General features: G+C 73.4%; 17 protein-coding genes and 3 tRNA genes. 1 reads left to right on the top strand and 19 read right to left on the bottom strand.

Annotated elements, in window-relative coordinates:
• Positions 1-197 precede the first annotated feature (197 nt).
• From leuS to OG335_RS25030, 11 genes are all read right to left on the bottom strand, one after another.
• Positions 198-3083, bottom strand: coding sequence for a leucine--tRNA ligase (gene leuS, locus OG335_RS25080; RefSeq protein ID WP_405013360.1), 2886 nt, complete (start codon positions 3081-3083; stop codon positions 198-200).
• Positions 3084-3355: 272 nt separating this feature from the next.
• A complete protein-coding gene (locus OG335_RS25075) occupies positions 3356-4669 on the bottom strand; it encodes a hypothetical protein (protein ID WP_405013359.1) in 1314 nt (437 codons plus the stop codon).
• A 97-nt stretch (positions 4670-4766) separates the two neighbouring features.
• Positions 4767-4839, bottom strand: a tRNA-Ala gene (locus OG335_RS25070).
• A 468-nt stretch (positions 4840-5307) separates the two neighbouring features.
• Positions 5308-5380, bottom strand: a tRNA-Ala gene (locus tag OG335_RS25065).
• A 41-nt stretch (positions 5381-5421) separates the two neighbouring features.
• A tRNA-Ala gene (locus tag OG335_RS25060) sits at positions 5422-5494 on the bottom strand.
• A gap of 106 nt (positions 5495-5600) precedes the next feature.
• On the bottom strand, positions 5601-6248 hold the full coding sequence (locus OG335_RS25055; protein WP_405015519.1) for a histidine phosphatase family protein: 648 nt from the start codon (positions 6246-6248) through the stop codon (positions 5601-5603).
• On the bottom strand, positions 6245-6682 hold the full coding sequence (gene rsfS / locus OG335_RS25050) for a ribosome silencing factor (protein ID WP_405013358.1): 438 nt from the start codon (positions 6680-6682) through the stop codon (positions 6245-6247). The genes OG335_RS25055 and rsfS overlap by 4 nt, the downstream gene beginning before the upstream one ends.
• Positions 6683-6803: 121 nt before the next feature.
• Entirely contained in the window at positions 6804-8729 is a 1926-nt protein-coding gene (locus OG335_RS25045; protein ID WP_405013357.1) for an LCP family protein, read from the bottom strand.
• Between the two features lie 16 nt (positions 8730-8745).
• Positions 8746-9375, bottom strand: a complete 630-nt coding sequence (nadD, locus tag OG335_RS25040; protein ID WP_405013356.1) for a nicotinate-nucleotide adenylyltransferase — start codon at positions 9373-9375, stop codon at positions 8746-8748.
• A gap of 109 nt (positions 9376-9484) precedes the next feature.
• Complete coding sequence (locus tag OG335_RS25035; RefSeq protein WP_405013355.1) at positions 9485-9631, bottom strand: hypothetical protein; 147 nt, start codon at positions 9629-9631, stop codon at positions 9485-9487.
• Positions 9632-9782: 151 nt separating this feature from the next.
• The gene (locus OG335_RS25030; RefSeq protein ID WP_405013354.1) at positions 9783-9929 is read right to left on the bottom strand and encodes a hypothetical protein; all 147 of its coding nucleotides are present in this window, start codon (positions 9927-9929) and stop codon (positions 9783-9785) included.
• 183 nt (positions 9930-10112) lie between these two features.
• Here OG335_RS25030 and OG335_RS25025 point away from each other — a divergent pair, with 183 nt between their 5' ends.
• Positions 10113-11216 carry a M48 family metallopeptidase gene (locus tag OG335_RS25025; protein WP_405013353.1) on the top strand — a complete coding sequence of 368 codons (1104 nt, stop codon included), beginning with the start codon at positions 10113-10115 and terminating at the stop codon, positions 11214-11216.
• 28 nt (positions 11217-11244) lie between these two features.
• On the opposite strand, the gene OG335_RS25020 is transcribed toward OG335_RS25025, so the two are convergent.
• From OG335_RS25020 to rplU, 8 genes are all read right to left on the bottom strand, one after another.
• Entirely contained in the window at positions 11245-12300 is a 1056-nt protein-coding gene (locus OG335_RS25020; RefSeq protein ID WP_405013352.1) for a hypothetical protein, read from the bottom strand.
• 96 nt (positions 12301-12396) lie between these two features.
• On the bottom strand, positions 12397-12990 hold the full coding sequence (locus OG335_RS25015) for a hypothetical protein (protein WP_405013351.1): 594 nt from the start codon (positions 12988-12990) through the stop codon (positions 12397-12399).
• 83 nt (positions 12991-13073) lie between these two features.
• Positions 13074-14381, bottom strand: a complete 1308-nt coding sequence (locus OG335_RS25010; RefSeq protein ID WP_405013350.1) for a glutamate-5-semialdehyde dehydrogenase — start codon at positions 14379-14381, stop codon at positions 13074-13076.
• 100 nt (positions 14382-14481) lie between these two features.
• A complete protein-coding gene (locus OG335_RS25005; RefSeq protein WP_405013349.1) occupies positions 14482-14994 on the bottom strand; it encodes a hypothetical protein in 513 nt (170 codons plus the stop codon).
• Between the two features lie 69 nt (positions 14995-15063).
• Positions 15064-16200 carry a glutamate 5-kinase gene (gene proB, locus OG335_RS25000; protein WP_405013348.1) on the bottom strand — a complete coding sequence of 379 codons (1137 nt, stop codon included), beginning with the start codon at positions 16198-16200 and terminating at the stop codon, positions 15064-15066.
• 194 nt (positions 16201-16394) lie between these two features.
• The gene (gene obgE, locus OG335_RS24995) at positions 16395-17882 is read right to left on the bottom strand and encodes a GTPase ObgE (RefSeq protein ID WP_405013347.1); all 1488 of its coding nucleotides are present in this window, start codon (positions 17880-17882) and stop codon (positions 16395-16397) included.
• Between the two features lie 112 nt (positions 17883-17994).
• Positions 17995-18252, bottom strand: a complete 258-nt coding sequence (gene rpmA, locus OG335_RS24990) for a 50S ribosomal protein L27 (RefSeq protein ID WP_345705909.1) — start codon at positions 18250-18252, stop codon at positions 17995-17997.
• Between the two features lie 12 nt (positions 18253-18264).
• A complete protein-coding gene (rplU, locus tag OG335_RS24985; RefSeq protein ID WP_405013346.1) occupies positions 18265-18582 on the bottom strand; it encodes a 50S ribosomal protein L21 in 318 nt (105 codons plus the stop codon).
• Positions 18583-18644: the final 62 nt, after the last annotated feature.

The following is an 18644-nucleotide window of genomic DNA, read 5'->3' as shown; positions in this document are numbered from 1 at the left end:
GGGCTTGATCGGGGCCGCGGGGCGGCGCAGAACCACACCACACCGGCCCGCACCGCACCGCCGCAGAACCGCACCGGCCCACACCACACCGCACCGCACCGCCGCAGAACGGCCGACAGGCCGGGCACCCCCAGGGGAGCGCCCGGCCCGTCGTGCGGTCCGCGGCAGCCGTCCGCGCGGGGCGGCCGCTGCGGGCGTCAGCCGGTGACGATGTTGACCAGCTTCGGGGCCCGCGCGATGACCTTGCGCACCGGTGCGTCGCCGATGGCGGCGACGATCAGCGGCTCGGCCAGGGCCAGAACCTCCAGGTCGGCGTCGGAGATGTCGGGCGCGACCTCCAGGCGGGCCTTGACCTTGCCCTTGATCTGCACGACGCAGGTGACGGTCTCGTCGACGACGTAGGCCGGGTCGGCCACCGGGTAGTCGGCGAAGGCCAGCGAGTCGGCGTGGCCCAGGCGGTGCCACAGCTCCTCGGCGACGTGCGGGGCCAGCGGGGCGATCAGCAGGACGATCTGCTCGGCGATCGGCCGCGGGGTGGAGCCGCGCTTGACCAGGAAGTTGTTCAGCTCGATGGCCTTGGCGACGGCCGTGTTGAACCGCAGGCCGGCCATGTCGCCGCGGATGCCGTCGATGGCCTTGTGCAGGGCGCGCAGGGTGGCCTCGTCGGGCTCGTCGTCGGTGACGACCAGCTCACCGGTGGCCTCGGAGACGATGTTGCGCCACAGGCGCTGCAGGAAGCGGTACGAGCCGACGACGGCGCGGTCGTCCCAGGGGCGGGAGACGTCCAGCGGGCCCATCGACATCTCGTACAGGCGCAGCGTGTCGGCGCCGTACTGGTCGGCGAACTCGTCGGGGGCGATGGCGTTCTTCAGGGACTTGCCCATCTTGCCCGCCTCGCGGCGGACCTGCTCGCCCTCCCAGAAGAAGGCGCCGTCGATCTCCTCGACCTCGGCGGCGGGCACCGGGAAGCCCCGCTCGTCGCGGTAGACGTCGGCGGTGATCATGCCCTGGTTGAACAGCTTGTGGAACGGCTCGACCGAGGAGACGTGGCCCAGGTCGTGCAGCACCTTGTGCCAGAAGCGGGCGTACAGCAGGTGCAGCACCGCGTGCTCGGCACCGCCGACGTACAGGTCGACGCCGCCGGCCGGCTTGTCGGCCGTCGGGCCCATCCAGTAGGCCTCGTTGGCGGGGTCGACGACCTTCGCGGAGTTGACGGGGTCGATGTAGCGCAGCTCGTACCAGCACGAACCCGCCCAGTTGGGCATGGTGTTGGTCTCGCGGCGGTAGGTCTTCACACCGTCGCCCAGGTCCAGCTCGACGGTGACCCAGTCCGCGTTGCGCGACAGCGGGGTCTTCGGGGTGGAGGCGGCGTCGTTCGGGTCGTAGGTGTGCGGCGAGTAGTCCTCGACCTGCGGCACCTCGACGGGCAGCATCGACTCGGGCAGCGCGTGCATGGCGCCGTCCTCGCCGTAGACGATCGGGAAGGGCTCGCCCCAGTACCGCTGGCGGCTGAACAGCCAGTCGCGCAGGCGGTAGTTGACGGTGCCCTCGCCGATGCCGCGGGCGGCCAGCCACTCGGTGACGCGGGCCTTGGCGTCGACGACGCCCAGGCCGTTCAGCGACAGGTCGCCGTGCGCGGAGTCGACGATCGCGGCGTCGTAGGAGGCGAAGGCGTCGTCCCACGCGGACGTGTCCTGGTCGCGGCCGTCGGTGGGCTCGACGACGCAGCGGATCGGCAGGCCGAAGGCGCGGGCGAACGCGAAGTCGCGGTGGTCGTGGGCGGGCACGGCCATGATGGCGCCGGTGCCGTAGCCCATCAGTACGTAGTCGGCGATGAAGACGGGCACCTGCTCGCCGCTCACCGGGTTGGTCGCGTACGCGCCGGTGAAGACGCCGGTCTTGATCTTGGCGTCGACCTGGCGTTCGACGTCGGACTTGGCGGCGGCCTCGGCGCGGTAGGCGGCGATCGCCTCGGCGGGGGTGGCGGCGCCGCCCGTCCAGTCGGCGCGAACGCCGGCCGGCCACGCGGCGGGGGCGATGGTGTCGACCAGGGCGTGCTCGGGGGCCAGCACCATGTAGGTGGCGCCGAACAGCGTGTCGGGGCGGGTGGTGAAGACGGTGATCGCCTCGCCGCCGGCGACGGCGAAGTCGACGCGGGCGCCCTCGGAGCGGCCGATCCAGTTGCGCTGCTGCAGCTTGATGGCCTCGGGCCAGTCCAGCAGGTCCAGGTCGGCGATCAGGCGGTCGGAGTACGCGGTGATGCGCATCATCCACTGGCGCAGCTTCGACTTGAACACCGGGAAGTTGCCGCGCTCGGAGCGGCCGTCCGCGGTGACCTCCTCGTTGGCCAGCACCGTGCCCAGCCCGGGGCACCAGTTGACCGGCACCTCCTTGGAGTACGCCAGCCGGTACTCGCCCAGCACGTCGTCGCGCTCGACCGCGGACAGTTCGGACCAGGCGCGGCCGCCCGGCACCTCGCGCGAGCCATCGGTGAACTGCGCGACCAGTTCGGCGATCGGGCGGGCCCGGCCGGCCGTCTCGTCGTACCAGGAGTCGAAGATCTGCAGGAAGATCCACTGCGTCCAGCGGTAGTAGTCCGGGTCGATCGTGGCGATGGAGCGCCGCGCGTCGTGGCCCAGGCCCAGGCGCCGCAGCTGGCGGCGCATGTTGGCGATGGCCGCCTCGGTGGTGATGCGGGGGTGCTCGCCGGTCGCGACGGCGTGCTGCTCGGCGGGCAGGCCGAACGCGTCGTAGCCCAGCGTGTGCAGCACGTTGTGCCCGGTCATCCGCTGGTAGCGGGCGTACACGTCGGTGGCGATGTAGCCCAGCGGGTGGCCGACGTGCAGGCCGGAGCCGGAGGGGTACGGGAACATGTCCATGATGAAGCTGTGCGGCTTCGCGGCGACGTCGCCGGCCGCGCCGTCGGCCAGCGGGCCGGACGGGTTGGGGGCGTTGAACGTCCCCTCCTTCTCCCACAGGTCCTGCCAGCGGGACTCGATCTCGGCGGCCAGCGCCGCGCCGTAGCGGAAGGGCTCGGAGGCGGCCTCGGCCGCGCCGGAAGCAGGGGTCGTCGTCTCGCTCATGGTCCTTGGGGCTCCATCGTCATCAGTCAGCGGACCTGCGCCGTACACCCGGCGCGCGCTCGACGCGCCCGGGCCGTCCTCGAAAAGCAAAAAACCCCTCACAGGAGGGGTCGCCACGCCGACTCCGGCCATGGGCCGGTCCTCGTCAGCGCGGCCGGCTAAGGAGCAGGCGCACGGTTCGCATGGGCTCAGGGTACCGCAAGGGCCCTCGCCCTCCGGTGCGCATTTCCCCCGTACGCGCACCGGGGTGCCGGCCCGAGGGGCGGCGGGTTCTAGCGGGCGCCCGCGGCGGTGCCGTCCTGCTCGCGGGAGGCCGCGTCGAAGTCGCGCAGGGCCCGGGCCACCCGGGCGGACTGCATGCCGGACGCCAGGTGCCGGGCCCGGTCCGCGGTGCGGGCCGCCTCCTCGTGGGCGCCGGTGCGCCGGTACGCGTCGGCGAGGCGCACCATCAACAGCGCCCGGGCGCGGGCCCGTTCCGGCGGGAGCGCGGCGACCGCGTCGGCCAGCATGCGCTGGGCGCGCTCGTACTCGCCGAGGAAGAGGTGCGCCTCGCCGATCATGCCGGCGAGGTCGGCGCGTTCCTGCACGTGCTCCTCCTCGCCGTCGAGGGCCTGGAAGGCGCGTTCTGCGACGGCCTCGGCACTGATCTGCTCGCCCTTGCGGCCGTGGGCGCGGGCGATCCGGCCGAGTTGGAGGGCGCGTTCACGCGGGGTCAGCACCTCGTCCGCGGCGCGCAGCGCGGTGGAGAGCATGGCGACGGCGTCCAGGCCGCGCCCGCCCGAGTTGTACGTCGCCTGCACGGCGAGGCAGCCGACCACGCTCACGCCGAGCCGGGGTTCGCCGGAGACGTGGGCGGCGCGCAGGGCGGCGACGAAGGCGCGCTGCGCCGCGGCGTCGTTGCCCATGTCGTAGTTGGCCCATCCGACGAGCCGGGCGATGCGTCCGGCGGCGCCGTAGAGCTGTCGGCCGAGCTGCTCGTCGTACGCGCCGAGCTCCAGGAGCTTGCCGACCATGGCGAGTTCGGCCTTGGCGGGGTCGAGGATCAGGCCGCCGCCGAAGGCGCGTTCGAGGCGGCGTTTGCTGTCGTGGGAGAGCCGGAGGTCGCCGAGCTGCTCGGGGGCGACGAGCAGGGCGCCCGAGCCGCCGGTGACCTCGGGCGGCGGGGACGCCCAGTGCCGGGCGGCCTGTTCGAGCTCGTCGCCGCGGAAGAGGTCGGTCAGCCGGACGGGTGCCGCGTCGGCGCCGGCCTCGCGGAGTGCGGTCTGGGCGGTGTCGGCCGTCCACGGGTCGGTGAGCAGGCGCGGCGAGAGGACCTTCGCACCGCGGCCGCTGCCCATGCGGCCCCACAGCTGCTCGTAGGTGACCGCTATGCCGACGGCCCGGCCGAGCACCTCGCAGACGGTCTGGTCGTGCGGGGCGCGCGGCACCATGCCGCGGTCGCGCCACTTGTAGGGCGCGGTGGAGCTGATCGCGAGGCCCGGCGGGAGCCCGGTGTTCACCTCACGGGCGAGCCGCTCGGGGCTCCACCCGAGCTGGTGGAGGATCCGGGCGAGCTCTTCGTTCCGCTTGCGCACCAGGTCGGCCATACCCCGACGGTAGCGGGCGGGCCGCGGGCGGGGGTAGGCGGTCGGCGCAACGACGGAAGGGCCGCCCTCCCGGAGGAGGACGACCCTTCACTTCCTGTGGAGCTACGGGGAATTGAACCCCGGACCTCTTGCATGCCATGCAAGCGCTCTACCAACTGAGCTACAGCCCCGCGCGGTGGTCACCGGCTGTTTCCCCCGGCGACATCGACCACTTTACACGGTCGCGGGGGTGCTCCCTAATCAGTTCCCCGGGGCGGGCCGCCGCGGTCCACGGCGGGCTCGCACCGACCTGACCAGGGCCGCACCGGGGACGGCCGCGCGGGGAAGGACCCCCGGACCGCCGCTGCCCGGACGCCGGCGACAGGCCCGGCGATCGTCGGGGCCGCCCCGACGGCACCGCGCGGGACGGACCGCCACGGCCCGACCGGGCGGGCCCCCGACCCCCGTGCCCGCCGCGCCCGCCGCGCCGCCTCCGGGGCCCTCCGCGGGCTGCGCGCGGCCTCCCGCGCCCCACGCGTCCCCCCGCACCGCCCTCCGGACCCACAGGCGGGCTCGCGGCAGCCGTCCCGCACGCACAGGGAACGCCGGGAACGCCGAAGGCCGCCATCCTGATCGGATGGCGGCCTTCGGAACCACTGTGGAGCTACGGGGAATTGAACCCCGGACCTCTTGCATGCCATGCAAGCGCTCTACCAACTGAGCTACAGCCCCGCGACACGTGCGGCCTGCGCGATACGGCCACTGGTGCGGAGTGGAGCTACGGGGAATCGAACCCCGGACCTCTTGCATGCCATGCAAGCGCTCTACCAACTGAGCTACAGCCCCGCAGTCCCGGATTGGCGCTTCCCTGTCGGTCTGCGCTCCTCGCTGCGAACGAGGAAGACTCTAGCCGGTCCGGCCCGGAACTGCGAAATCGCCTCCCGGGCCGGGCTCAGGTCTCGTCGCCGATGACCGGCTGCGGCAGCGTGCCGGCGTTGTGCTCCAGCAGCCGCCACCCGCGCGCGCCCTGTCCGAGCACCGACCAGCAGCAGTTCGACAGGCCGCCGAACCGCTCCCACAGCACCGGGTCGATGTCGAGCAGCCGTCCGATCATGGTGCGGATCGTCCCGCCGTGGCTCACCACCACGAGGGTGCCGTCCTCGGGCAGCTTCTCGGCCGCGGCCAGCACCACCGGTACGGCCCGGTCGGCCACCTCGGTCGCCAGCTCGCCGCCGCCGCGGCGCACCGGGTGGCCCTGCGCCCAGGCCTCGTACTCCTCGGCGTACCGCTCCCGGATCTCGGCGTTGGTGAGGCCCTGCCACTCCCCGGCGTAGGTCTCGCGCAGGCCCTCGTGGTGCTGCACGTCCAGCCCGGTCACCCTGGCCAGTTCGGCGGCGGTGCGGGCGGCGCGCTGCAGGTCGGAGGAGACCAGGAGGTCGGGCTTCAGGCCGGCGAGCAGCCGGGCGGCCCGCTGCGCCTGGAAGACGCCCTGGTCGGTGAGCGGGATGTCGGTGGACCCCTGGAACCGGGATTCGAGGTTCCAGGCGGTCTGGCCGTGCCGCCAGAAGACGATGCGCGGCCCCCGCGCGGCGCGGCTCAGCTCTCGTCTCCGGCGGTCGCGTTGCCGGCGGCGTCGGTCAGGGCACCGTCGGGGCGGTTGCGGGTGGCCACGGCGTCGGCGGGCAGCGGCAGCTCGGGGCAGTCCTTCCAGAGCCGGTCGAGGGAGTAGAAGGAGCGCTCCTCGGAGTGCTGGACGTGCACGACGATGTCCAGGTAGTCGAGGAGGATCCAGCGGCCCTCGCGCTCGCCCTCGCGGCGTACGGGCTTGACGTCGAGCTGCTCGCGCAGCTGGTCCTCGATCTCCTCGGCGATCGCCCGCACCTGGCGGTCGTTGGCCGCGGAGGCGATGACGAAGGCGTCGGTGATCGACAGGACGTCGCTGACGTCGAAGGCGATGACGTCGTGCGCCAGCTTGTCCGCCGCCGCCTGTGCGGCGACGTTGATCAGTTCCTGGCTGTGGGCAGTGGCAGTCACGGTGCTCTTCCGGCTCGTCTGTGTGGTTACCCCACCAGGATCTCACGAACGCCCCGGGCCCCCGGCCGGTTACGGCAGGGGGCCTGTGCGGGAGGGCCGGGCGGCCGCGGGGGCGCGGCGGTCAGTCGTCCTCGTCGGGCAGGCCCTTGTAGTCCTTGCCCAGCACGACGACGAGGTCGGTGCTCTGCGGACCTGCCACCTTCTTCGCGGCCTCCGGCTGGAGTCCGAGCGCCCCGGCCAGCGTGCGGGCGGCCTCGGCGCGGGCGTCGTCGGTGTAACGCACCTCACTGGCGGCCTGCGCGGTGCCGGGCTTGGTGCTGCCGGGCACGATGTCCATGCCCGCGTTCTTGGCCTGCACCGAGGCGGCGTCCACCGCGGTATTGGTGCCCGAGGCGTTCAGGAAGGAGACCCGGGGGGCGCCGCCGGTGGAGGTGGCGTTCTTCACGGTGCCGCCGAGCACGTCCTTGACCTGCTGACCGGCGGTCTGGTCGAGCGTGCCGTCGGCGGCGGCCTTCAGCGTCTGAGTGCCGAGGTGGCCGGCGTCGGCCTGCTTGGCGAGCTGGGCGAGCACCCCGGCGAGCGCCTTCTCCGGCAGGGAGGGGTCGAGTACCGCGTTCATCCGGTGCACGTCGTCCGTGGCCTCGGTGAGGTCGGTGGGCATGGCGTGCAGCACGGCCGCCATGACCTGTCCGAAGCGGGCCAGCTGGACGTCCCGCCCCTCGTCCGGGCCCTGCAGGGTGGCGTACGCCACGGCGGCCTGGCCGTTCAGCGCGGTGCCCTTGCCGGCGGCGGCGAGCACCTTGCCGTCGGCGTCCTTCACCTCGGCGTTCGTGTCCACGGTGATGCCGCCGAGCTGGGCCACGAGCAGCGTCAGGTACGGGGTGTCGAGGCGCCAGGTGCCGGCGACGGGGGCGCCGAGCACCGCGGCGAGGCCCTCCCGGGTGCCGGACGGGCCGAGGTCGTCGAGGGCCGTGCCGGTGCTGGTGGTGCCGCTCTCGCCGCCGGGCAGCTTGAGGGTGTCCGGGAGGAGCAGCACGGTGCCCTTGTGCCCGGAGACGTCGTCGACGAGCAGGGCGGTGCTGACCTTGCCCTTGAGGTCGCGCAGGTGCACCACGTTGACCTGCCGGCCGCCGGCTGCCGCGGCGGCCGCTCCGGCGCCGCTGTCGCGGCCGGTCCACCAGACGTAGCCGCCGACGCCGCCGCCCGCCACGGCGACCGTGACGGCGAGCGCCACGAGCCGGTTGCGGAGCTTGCGGCGGCGTTCGGCCCGCACCTCGCTGCGCGACTCGGCGAACTTCAGCCAGTCGATGACGTCCTCGGACTCCTCCGCCTCCTCGTCGACGAAGGTGAACTCGCCCGTCTCGTAGTTCGGGTCGCCGGCCTGCCGGCGGGCCTCGCGTCCGCCGCCGACCTGCTCGGACGGCTGCGCGGCCGGGGCCGGGGCGGGGGCGGGTCGGGGCCGGGGCGGCGCGGCGACCGGCGCGACGTGCTGCAGCGGCGGCTGTGGCACGGGCGGCTGCCGCACCGGCTGCACCGGCACGGACGGCTGCTGGTACGGGTCCTGGACGTAGGCCTGCTGCCCGCCGTGGCCGGCGTACGGGTCCTGCCCGCCGACCGGCTGCTGCTGGTAGTAGCCCTGCTGCTGACCCTGCTGACCCTGCTGCGGCTGCTGCGGCTGGGCCTGCTGCGGGTACCCCTGCTGCTGGTAGCCCTGCGGGTACCCGCCCTGCTGCGGCGCGGGCGCCTGCTGCGGGGCCGCCTGCTGGTAGTAGCCCTGCTGCGGGTAGCCCTGCTGCTGGTGGGCGACCTGCCCGTACGGGTCCTGCGGGTACGACTCCTGCGCGTACGGCTCCTGCGGGTAGCCGCCCGTGTACGGGTCGCGGGGCTGCTGGTGGCCGTACGCGTCGTGGCCGTCCCGGCCGTCGTGGGCGTAACCCTGCTGCGAGTGCTCGGGCCGCCCGTAGGGGTCCTGCCCGTTCTGGGCGTAGGGGTCGTACGGGTCGTACGGGTACCCCTGCGGTCCGCCGCGGTCTGCCGTTCCGGTCACGCCGTCCCTCCCGGGATCAAGGCTGGGCCGGCGCGTAGAGCGCCCGCTTGTCGATGTAACGGACCACGCCGTCCGGGACGAGGTACCAGACCGGCTCGCCCTTGGCGACCCGGTTGCGGCAGTCCGTGGAGGAGATGGCCAGTGCGGGCACCTCGACCAGGGAGACGCCGCCGGCCGGAAGACCGGCGTCCGACAGAGTGTGCCCCGGCCGGGTGCATCCGATGAAGTGGGCGAGCGCGAAGAGTTCCTCGGAGTCCCGCCACGAGAGGATCTGGGCGAGGGCGTCGGCGCCGGTGATGAAGAACAGCTCGGCGTCGGGGTGCAGGTCGCGCAGGTCGCGCAGGGTGTCGACGGTGAAGGTCGGGCCCTGCCGGTCGATGTCGATCCGGCTCACCGAGAACTGGGGGTTCTCCGCGGTGGCGATGACCGTCATGAGGTAGCGGTCCTCGGCGGGGGTGACGCGGCGGTCGGACTTCTGCCAGGGCTGCCCGGTCGGCACGAAGATCACTTCGTCGAGGCGGAAGGCGCTCGCCACCTCACTGGCGGCGACCAGGTGCCCGTGGTGGATCGGGTCGAAGGTGCCGCCCATGACGCCGATGCGCTTCCCCGCCCCGCCCGTGCCTGCGGAATCGGCCTGCTGTCCCATGCCGCCACACCTTACGCGACGCGTGTCGCGGCCCCGCAAGCCACCTGAAGAGGTCCGCGGGAGGGAGCGCGCAGCTTCTGTGCAGGCGCTCCCCCGCGGCCCGGCCGACTCAGCGGTCGCGGTTGAAGCGGGTGGTGATGAACGCCAGCAGCAGCAGGATGAACAGTGCGGAGCCGCCGGTCAGGTACGGGTTGAGGCTCTCGTGGTTGCCGCCCTCGGCGAGCTGGGTCAGGGCGGGCAGTGCAGCAGTGCTCATGGTCGGCAGGACCTTCTCGGCTCGGGGGCGGACGAGGCTGCGGGCCGTACGGCCTGCGGCCTCATCGTACGGGTGGCCGCCTCGCAACCGCGCGGCGGCCCACCGCGTCTGATTCCTCGTAGCGGGCCCCGCGCGACAGGCACCCGGCTCGTCAGTTGTCGCGTCCTGCCCGCAGCAGGATCCACGCCAGCAGGGCGACACCCACGAGGGAGCCGACCACGATGATCCGCAGGAACAGGCCCGGGCCGTTCTCGGTGGAGATCGGTCCGGCCAGGTGGGCCAGGGTTTCGGGGGACATCGGCGGTGCTCCTCTCGCTCCGGACGACCAGCGTAGACCGGGGCGTACCGGACACCCTCCACCGCCCCCCGGGGCGGCGTACCGTGTGCGCGGGGACGAGTACGCACGCACGGACGTTGGAGCCAACAGCAGCGGGGGCCGGCTGTCAGCCGGTGCCGGCGACCACCAGGAGGTACTCGACACATGACCGACATGTCCAAGGACGGCAGCAGCACCCCGAGCCGTCGCCGGCAGCGTTTCCCGGAGATCTCCACCCGGGCCTGGGAGCACCCGGCGGACCGCTCGGCGCTCGTGGCGCTGCGCAGGCTCAGCGGTTTCGACGACGTGCTCAGGAAGCTGGCCGGGCTCGTCTCCGAGCGCAGCGTGCGGCTGATGTTCCTGGCCACCGCGGTGAAGACGTCGGAGCGTCAGTTCCCCGAGCTGCACGCCATGGTGCGGGACGCCGCGTACGTGCTCGACCTCGACCGGGTGCCGGACCTGTACGTCACGCAGGACCCGACCGTGAACGCCATGTGCATCGGCATGGAGTCGCCGATCATCGTGCTCACCAGCGGCCTCGTCGACCTGCTCGACGAGGAGGAGCTGCGCGCCGTCGTCGGTCACGAGGTCGGCCACGCGATGTCCGGGCACGCCGTGTACCGGACGATGCTGCTGATCCTCACCAACATCGCCGCCCGGATCGCCTGGCTGCCGCTGGGCAGCCTCGCCATCATGGGCGTCATCACCGCGCTCAAGGAGTGGTTCCGCAAGGCGGAGCTCTCCTGCGACCGGGCCGGCCTGCTCGCCGGGCAGGACCTGCAGGCGTCCATGCGTGGGCTGATGAAGCTCGCCGGCGGCCACGACCTGGCGGAGATGAACGTCGACGCCTTCCTGGAGCAGGCCGAGGAGTACGACAGGGCCGGCGACCTGCGTGACGGTGTGCTCAAGCTGCTGCAGGTGCTGCCGCAGACCCACCCCTTCGCCGTGGTGCGCGTCGCCAAGCTGAAGAAGTGGGCGGAGAGCGACGAGTACCGTTCGATCCTGGCCGGCGCCTACCCGCGCCGCGGCGACGACCCGGACGCCTCGGTCGGCGCCCAGTGGAAGGCCGCCGCCGATTCGTACTCGCAGTCGGTCAAGGAGTCCAAGGACCCGCTGATGGGCCTGCTCCGCGACGTGGCCGGCGGGGTCGGCACGGTCGGCGGACGGCTGCGCGACACCTTCGCCGCCGCCGGACGCGCGTCGGGCGGCACCAACGGCGGTTCCAACGGCAGCAGCAACGAGGGCAACGGCTCCGGCCCCGCCGAGTAGCACCCCGCGGGGTGCCCGGGCCGTCCGGTCACGGCCGGGTGATCGGCCCGAGCACCCCGCACAGCTGCCAGGCCGGACGGCTGCGGTCACCCGGGTCGACGGCGCCCGCCGCGGCCGCGCCGCCGCCCGCCAGCAACGGCTGCAGATAGCCGCCCATGGGGGCGCCGCACGCCGTGGGCCCCGCCTGCACCACCGCGTCGACCAGCCGCAGCCGGTCCGAACCCAGATCCAGCCGGTCGAACTCGAACCGCAGGTCGCGCCGGACGGTGTACAGGCTGACCGGCCCCTCCGCCGTCCCGGCGGCCCGGACCGCGTAGACGAACGTGTGGTCGGTGTCGATCACCAGGGTGTCGCCGCCCGCCTCGCCGATCCGCACCGTGCCGGCCGCCTGCACCGTGTCGGTCGCCAGCGCCACCTGCCCCGGGTCGAACCGGACCAGCCAGCCCGTCGCCGCATGGTGCCGGTCGTCCAGCGGATGCCGGATGCTCTCGTCGTACTGCCCCTGCTCGCCCGGGGTGAGCAGGGCCCGCGCCTCCGCCGACCCGCTCCGCACCAGCGTGGCCGGGGCCAGCGCGGACGCCACCAGGTACCGGTGCACGACGGACAGCGCCCGGCCGACCTCCGTGCGCGTGAAGTGCGCGGTCGCGCTCCCCGCAGGCAGTGCGAGACCGGCCGCCCCCTCCGCGTAGCCGGCGGGCAGCGCCGCGAACGGGTGCGCGGGATCCGGCACCGCGGCGACCGGCGCCGCCGGGCCGAGCGCCACCAGGCCGGTGGTCAGCTGGTGGCCGAACGGCGGCGAGGCCTGCCGGTGCGGCGCACTGACCCCGAAGTACACGGCCGCGGCGAAGGCCAGCAGCACCACCAGCAGCAGGGCCACCGCCTGCCGGGGCAGCGTCCCGAACGGGCCCAGCCCGATGCGCGTCCGGATCGCCCGGTCCGTACCGGCCAGCCGCTCGCGCGCCGACAGCTCCTGGATCCGGGCAGCCCGCACGAAGGACTCGTCGAAGACGACGGACCGGAACTCGTCGTCGCTGCCGGAACCACCGTCGGGCGCACCCTCCGGAGGCTCACGCGGGTCACCCATAGGACAAGGGTAGAACCGGAACGCGCAAGGTTCGAGGGGCCGCACCCGGCACGGCCCGGACGGACCACGCGAACCGCGCCGCCCCCGCGGACCCGGTCAGCCGCCCACCAGCGCCACCGCCGTGGGCAGCGGCGACACCGAAGGCACCCCCGGCGTGCTGCTGGAGCCCACCTCGGGCCGGTGCGGGGACTCCCCCACGCCGCCGGCACCCCGGTAGATCGCCGCCACGGCCACGGCCACCAGACCGACGCCCATCACCACGGCGAGCACCCAGGCGACCGGCCGGTGCCAGCGCTGCTGCGCCACGTACCGGCCGTCGTAGCCGAGCGGATCCCAGCGGGGCGTCCGCGCCCAGCGGGCACGGCGACGCACCCGGTCGGTGCCGGACCACGGGTCGGGGTAGTGGTGGTCGTCGTCCAGGCCCCCCGGGTGCGGACGCAGCTCCAGCGGCAGGACGTCGCCGGTGCCCGTCATCTCCGGGACCGCCAGGTCGTAGGGCCGGGCCGGTCCCGCGGTCTCGGGCTCGAACCGCGCCTCGGCCGCGGCGAGCTGCCGCTCCAGGGCGCTCGGCTCGTGCACGGCCGCAGAGCGGACGAAAGCCTCGTCGAACACCACGGTGGCGAACTCGTCGTCCGCACCACCGTGGTCGGAGCCGTCGGGGTTCGGTGAGCCCCCCACATCCTCAGCCACGGGATTCAGCGTATTACCGGGCGGCCCTTTTGTCTGTGGCTCCTCGCATCTGCCCCGCCCACCCGCGGTGACCGGCGGCCCCGTCAGGACCCCACGGTCTGGGTGGCCTCGCCTCGCACGTGGCCGTCACCAGTGACGATGTACTTGGTGGAGGTCAGCTCGGGCAGGCCCATCGGCCCGCGGGCGTGCAGCTTCTGGGTGGAGATGCCGATCTCCGCGCCGAAGCCGAACTCACCCCCGTCGGTGAACCGGGTCGAGGCGTTGACGGCCACCGTGGTCGAGTCGACCAGCTGGGTGAAGCGGCGCGCCGCGGCCTGCGAGGCCGTCACGATCGCCTCGGTGTGACCCGAGGACCATCGGCGGATGTGCGCGACCGCACCGTCCAGCGACGGCACCACGGCCGCCGCGATGTCGTACGACAGGTACTCGGCCGCCCAGTCCTCGTCGGTCGCCGGCACGACGGTGGCCGCGGTGCCCTCGGCGGCCTTCAGCACCGCGTCGTCGCCGTGCACGGTCACGCCGGCGGCGGCCAGCGCCTCCAGGGCGAGCGGCAGGAAGTCGTCCGCGATGTCCTGGTGGACGAGCAGGGTCTCCGCCGAGTTGCAGACGCTCACACGCTGCGCCTTGGAGTTGAGCAGGATGCCGACCGCCATCGCCAGGTCGGCCTGCGCGTCGACGTAGACGTGGCAGTTGCCGGTGCCGGTCTCGATCACCGGCACGGTGGAACCTTCGACGACCGTCCGGATGAGCGACGCCCCGCCGCGCGGGATGAGCACGTCCACGTAGCCGCGGGCGCGCATCAGCTCCTGCACCGACTCCCGGCTCTCGCCCGGCACCAGCTGCACCGCGTCGGCGGGCAGCCCCGCGGCCTCCACCGCGTCGCGCAGCACGGCGACCAGCGCCGTGTTGGAGCGGTACGCGGAGGCGGAGCCGCGCAGCAGCACCGCGTTGCCGGACTTCAGGCAGAGCGCCGCCGCGTCGACCGTCACGTTGGGACGGGCCTCGTAGATGATGCCGACCACGCCGAGCGGCACCCGCACCTGCCGGACGTCCAGGCCGTTGGGCAGCGTGTAACCGCGCACCACCTCGCCGACGGGGTCGGGCAGGCCGACCACGGACCGCACGTCGGCGGCGATCGCCGCGATGCGCTCGTCGGTGAGGCTGAGCCGGTCGATCACCGACTCCGCGGTGCCCGCCGCGCGGGCCCGGTCGACGTCCTCCGCGTTGGCCGCGGTGATCTCCGCGCTCCGGGCGACCAGGGCGTCCGCGATGGCCAGCAGCGCCGCGTCCTTGGCGCTGCGCGGCACCGGGGCGAGCACGGCGGCCGCCTCACGGGCGCGGCGCGCGACGGCGAGGACGGGGCTGTCGGTGGTGGCGAGGTCGCTGGTCATGCCTGAAGGGTAGCGAGTCGGCGCACCCCGCCCGGCCCCCTTTTCGCCCGCTGAGACGGGCCGGGTGCCCGTGCGTCCGCGGACCGCACGGGCACCCGGCCTAGTACGGGTGCACCCCGCCGAGCTGCGGCGGCGGGTCGCCGAAGCCCTCGGCCATCCGCTGGTGGTACGTCGCCCGGTCGACGACCTCCAGGCCGACGATCTCCCACGGCGGTAAGTTCGCGGACGCCTTGTGCTCGCCCCACAACCGGAGCGCGACCGCGGCGGCGTCGTGCAGGTCGCGGGCCTGCTCCCAGTAGCGGATCTCGGCGTGGTCCGCTGCGTAGCGCGCCGTCAGGAAGAACGAGTGGTCGTGCGCCAACTGCTCCAGCCCGGACCTGAGTTCGGTGAGCGGGGTGGTCCGGCCGGCCACCGACAGCACGACGTGCCACAGCCTGGCCTGCTCCTCGACCCGTTCACCGGCCCGTTCACCGGCGTCCGGCCGCGGCCTCAGCTCGGTCACGGCGGGTGGCGGCCCGTCGGGCCGGTCGTCCCCCGCGCGGCCCCCGGAGATGCTGGTGAGCCTGCGTTCGGGCGTCTCGCCGGGCAGTGTTCCCGGGCGCCTGCTTGCCATCGGCAGCCTCCTGTTCGGCGACGTGCTGCTGCTCCGGCACCGGCCGCCCTGCCGGTGCCCGGGGCCCCGTCAGCCGCGCAGGACGACCAGGTCGTCGCGGTGGACGACCTCGCGCTCGTACGCGGCACCGAGCTCCCGGGCCAGCTCCCGCGTGGACCGGCCGAGCAGACGGGGCAGCTCCCTCGCATCAAAGTTGACCAGTCCGCGGGCCACGATGTGGCCGTTTTCGCCAAGAAGGTCGACGGGATCACCCGCGGTGAAGTCGCCTTCCGCCTTGGTCACCCCGGCGGGCAGCAGGGACTTGCCGCCGTGCACCACCGCGTCGACCGCCCCGGCGTCCAGGTGCAGGGCACCGCGCGGGGTGGAGGCGTGCTCCAGCCAGAGCAGCCGGTCCGCGGAGCGGCTGCCGGTCCGCTGGAAGAGCGTGCCGGTGGGCCGGCCCGCGAGGGCGTCGGCGGCGTGGCTGGAGGCGGTCAGGACGACCGGGATGCCGGCGCCGGTGGCGATCCGGGCGGCCTCGACCTTCGTGACCATGCCGCCGGTGCCGACACCGGCCTTGCCGACGCTGCCGATCTCGATGCCGTCGAGGTCGTGCGGGCCGCGCACGGTCTCGATCCGGCTGGTGCCGGGCTTCGCCGGGTCGCCGTCGTACAGGCCGTCGACGTCCGACAGCAGGAGCAGCAGGTCGGCCCGGACGAGGTGGGCGACGAGCGCGGCCAGCCGGTCGTTGTCCCCGAACCTGATTTCGGCGGTGGCCACGGTGTCGTTCTCGTTGACGACCGGCATGGCGCCCATGGCGAGGAGCTGGTCGAGGGTGCGGTAGGCGTTGCGGTAGTGCGCGCGGCGGCTGGCGTCCTCGGCGGTGAGCAGCACCTGGCCGACCCGGATGCCGTACCGGGCGAAGGAGGCCGTGTAGCGGGCGACGAGCAGGCCCTGGCCGACGCTGGCGGCGGCCTGCTGCCGGGCGAGGTCCTTGGGGCGCTTGTCCAGGCCGAGCGGGGACAGGCCCGCCGCGATGGCGCCGGAGGAGACGAGCACCACGTCGGGGGCGTCGGGGCGGGCGCGCACCTTGGCGATCGCGTCGACGAGCGCGTCGACCCGGTCGGCGTCCAGGCCCCCGGCGGCGGTGGTCAGGGACGACGATCCGACCTTGACGACGATCCGCCGCGCGGCGAGGACGTCCTGCCGCAGTGTCTGATCCGTCATCAGTGCCCTCCGGTGTCATGGATCGAGCCCGCCGCTCGACCGCAATCTACGCGATCCGAGCGGCGGGCCCGTCGGGATATCAGCTGGCGGACGTCGTGACCGGGGCGCGGCGGTCCCCGTCCCGCCCGGTGGTCGCCGGAGAGGTAGGGGCCGGGGCGGGCCGGGGTCCGGCGCAGCGGCGGCTAGGGCACGCCCTAGTACTCCTCGTCGCCGTCGCCGTCGTCGCCGTCGATGGCGGGGCGGCCTGAGGAGAGCGCCTCGAACGCGCGGTACTCCTCGTCCGCGACGTCGCGGCCGCGCTGGCGGTCGCGGCGGCGGTCGACGGCGGGCCGCTGCGTCTCGAAGCGGTGGTCCTCGCCGCGGCGGCCGAGCATCTCGGCGCCGGACGCCATGGTCGGCTCCCAGTCGAAGACGACGGCGTTGTCCTCGGGGCCGATGATGACGGTGTCGCCCTCCTTGGCGCCGACCTTCCACAGCTGCTGCTCGATGCCGAGGCGGGCGAGCCGGTCCGCGAGGTAGCCGACGGCCTCGTCGTTGGCGAAGTCGGTCTGGCGGACCCAGCGCTCCGGCTTGATGCCGCGGATGCGGTAGGCGCCGTCCTCCTCGGTGACGGTGAAGCCGGCGTCGTCGACCGCGGTCGGGCGGAGCACGATGCGGGTCGACTCCTCCAGGGGCTTCGCGGCGCGTGCCTCGGAGACGATCTGAGCGAGGGCGTAGCTCAGTTCGCGGAGGCCCTTGTGGGCGAGCGCGGAGACCTCGAAGACGCGGTAGCCGCGCTCCTCCAGGGAGGTGCGGGTGAGGTCGGCGATGTCCTGGCCGTCCGGCACGTCGACCTTGTTGAGCGCGACGAGGCGGGGCCGGTTCTCCAGGCCGCCGTACTGCGACAGCTCGGCCTCGATGGTCTCCAGGTCGGTGAGCGGGTCGCGGCCGGGCTCCAGGGTGGCGCAGTCGAGGACGTGCACCAGCACCTCGCAGCGCTCGACGTGGCGCAGGAACTCCAGGCCGAGGCCCTTGCCCTGGCTGGCGCCGGGGATGAGGCCGGGCACGTCGGCGATGGTGTAGACGGTCTCGCCGGCGGTGACGACGCCCAGGTTGGGGATCAGGGTGGTGAAGGGGTAGTCGGCGATCTTCGGCTTGGCGGCCGAGAGCACCGAGATGAGCGACGACTTGCCGGCGCTCGGGTAGCCGACCAGGGCGACGTCGGCGACGGACTTGAGTTCCATCACGATGTCGCGGGCCTCGCCGGGCTCGCCGAGCAGGGCGAAGCCGGGCGCCTTGCGGCGGGCCGAGGCGAGCGCGGAGTTGCCGAGGCCGCCGCGGCCGCCGGCGGCGGCGACGAAGGTGGTGCCGTGGCCGACCAGGTCGGCGAGCACGTTGCCCTGCTTGTCGAGCACCACGGTGCCGTCCGGCACGGGCAGGACGAGGTTGTGGCCGTCGGCGCCGGTGCGGTGACCGCCCGCGCCCGGCTTGCCGTTGGTGGCCTTGCGCTTGGGCGAGTGGTGGTACTCCAGCAGGGTGGTGACCTGGGCGTCGACGACGAGGGTGACGCTGCCGCCCTCACCGCCGTTGCCGCCGTCGGGTCCGCCGAGCGGCTTGAACTTCTCCCGGTGCACGGAGGCGCAGCCGTGGCCCCCGTTACCCGCGGCGACGTACAGCTCGACGCGGTCCACGAAGGTGGTCATGGGATGTGCCTCCAGTGCGAAGAAAGTATGGTCCTGCAGGTAAAACAGGAAGGGTGGACCGGATCATCCCGGCCCACCCTTCACAGTGAGTCTTGACGCAAGGTCAGGAGACTCAGGCCTCGACGGCCACGATGTTGACGACCTTGCGGCCGCGACGGTTGCCGAACTGCACGGCACCGGCGCTGAGCGCGAACAGGGTGTCGTCGCCGCCACGGCCGACGTTGGCACCCGGGTGGAAGTGGGTGCCGCGCTGGCGGACGATGATCTCGCCGGCGCTGACGACCTGGCCGCCGAAGCGCTTCACGCCGAGGCGCTGGGCGTTCGAGTCGCGGCCGTTCCGGGTAGAGCTTGCGCCCTTCTTGTGTGCCATCTCGCTATCCCCTTACTTGCTGACGGAGTCGATGCTCGTGATGCGCACCGCGGTGTACTTCTGGCGGTGACCCTGACGACGGCGGTAACCCGTCTTGTTCTTGTAGCGGAGGATGACGATCTTCTCGCCCTTGGTCTCCTCGACCACCTCGGCGTGCGCCTTCACGCCGCCGAGCACCCACGGGTCGGAGGTGACGGCGTCACCGTCGACGACCAGGATGGTCGACAGCTCGACCGAGTCACCCGGCTTGGCCTCGATGCGGTCAATCTCCAGCACGTCGCCGACGGCGACCTTGTGCTGGCGGCCGCCTGCGCGAACGATCGCGTACATGCGGTACCTGCTTTCTGTACTCGGTCGGAGCTCACCGATGCCAGCTACCTGGGTACGGACAC

This window comes from Kitasatospora sp. NBC_01539, from assembly GCF_045040525.1.
Lineage (GTDB): Bacteria > Actinomycetota > Actinomycetes > Streptomycetales > Streptomycetaceae > Kitasatospora.
This window is presented reverse-complemented; position numbering and strand designations above follow the sequence as displayed.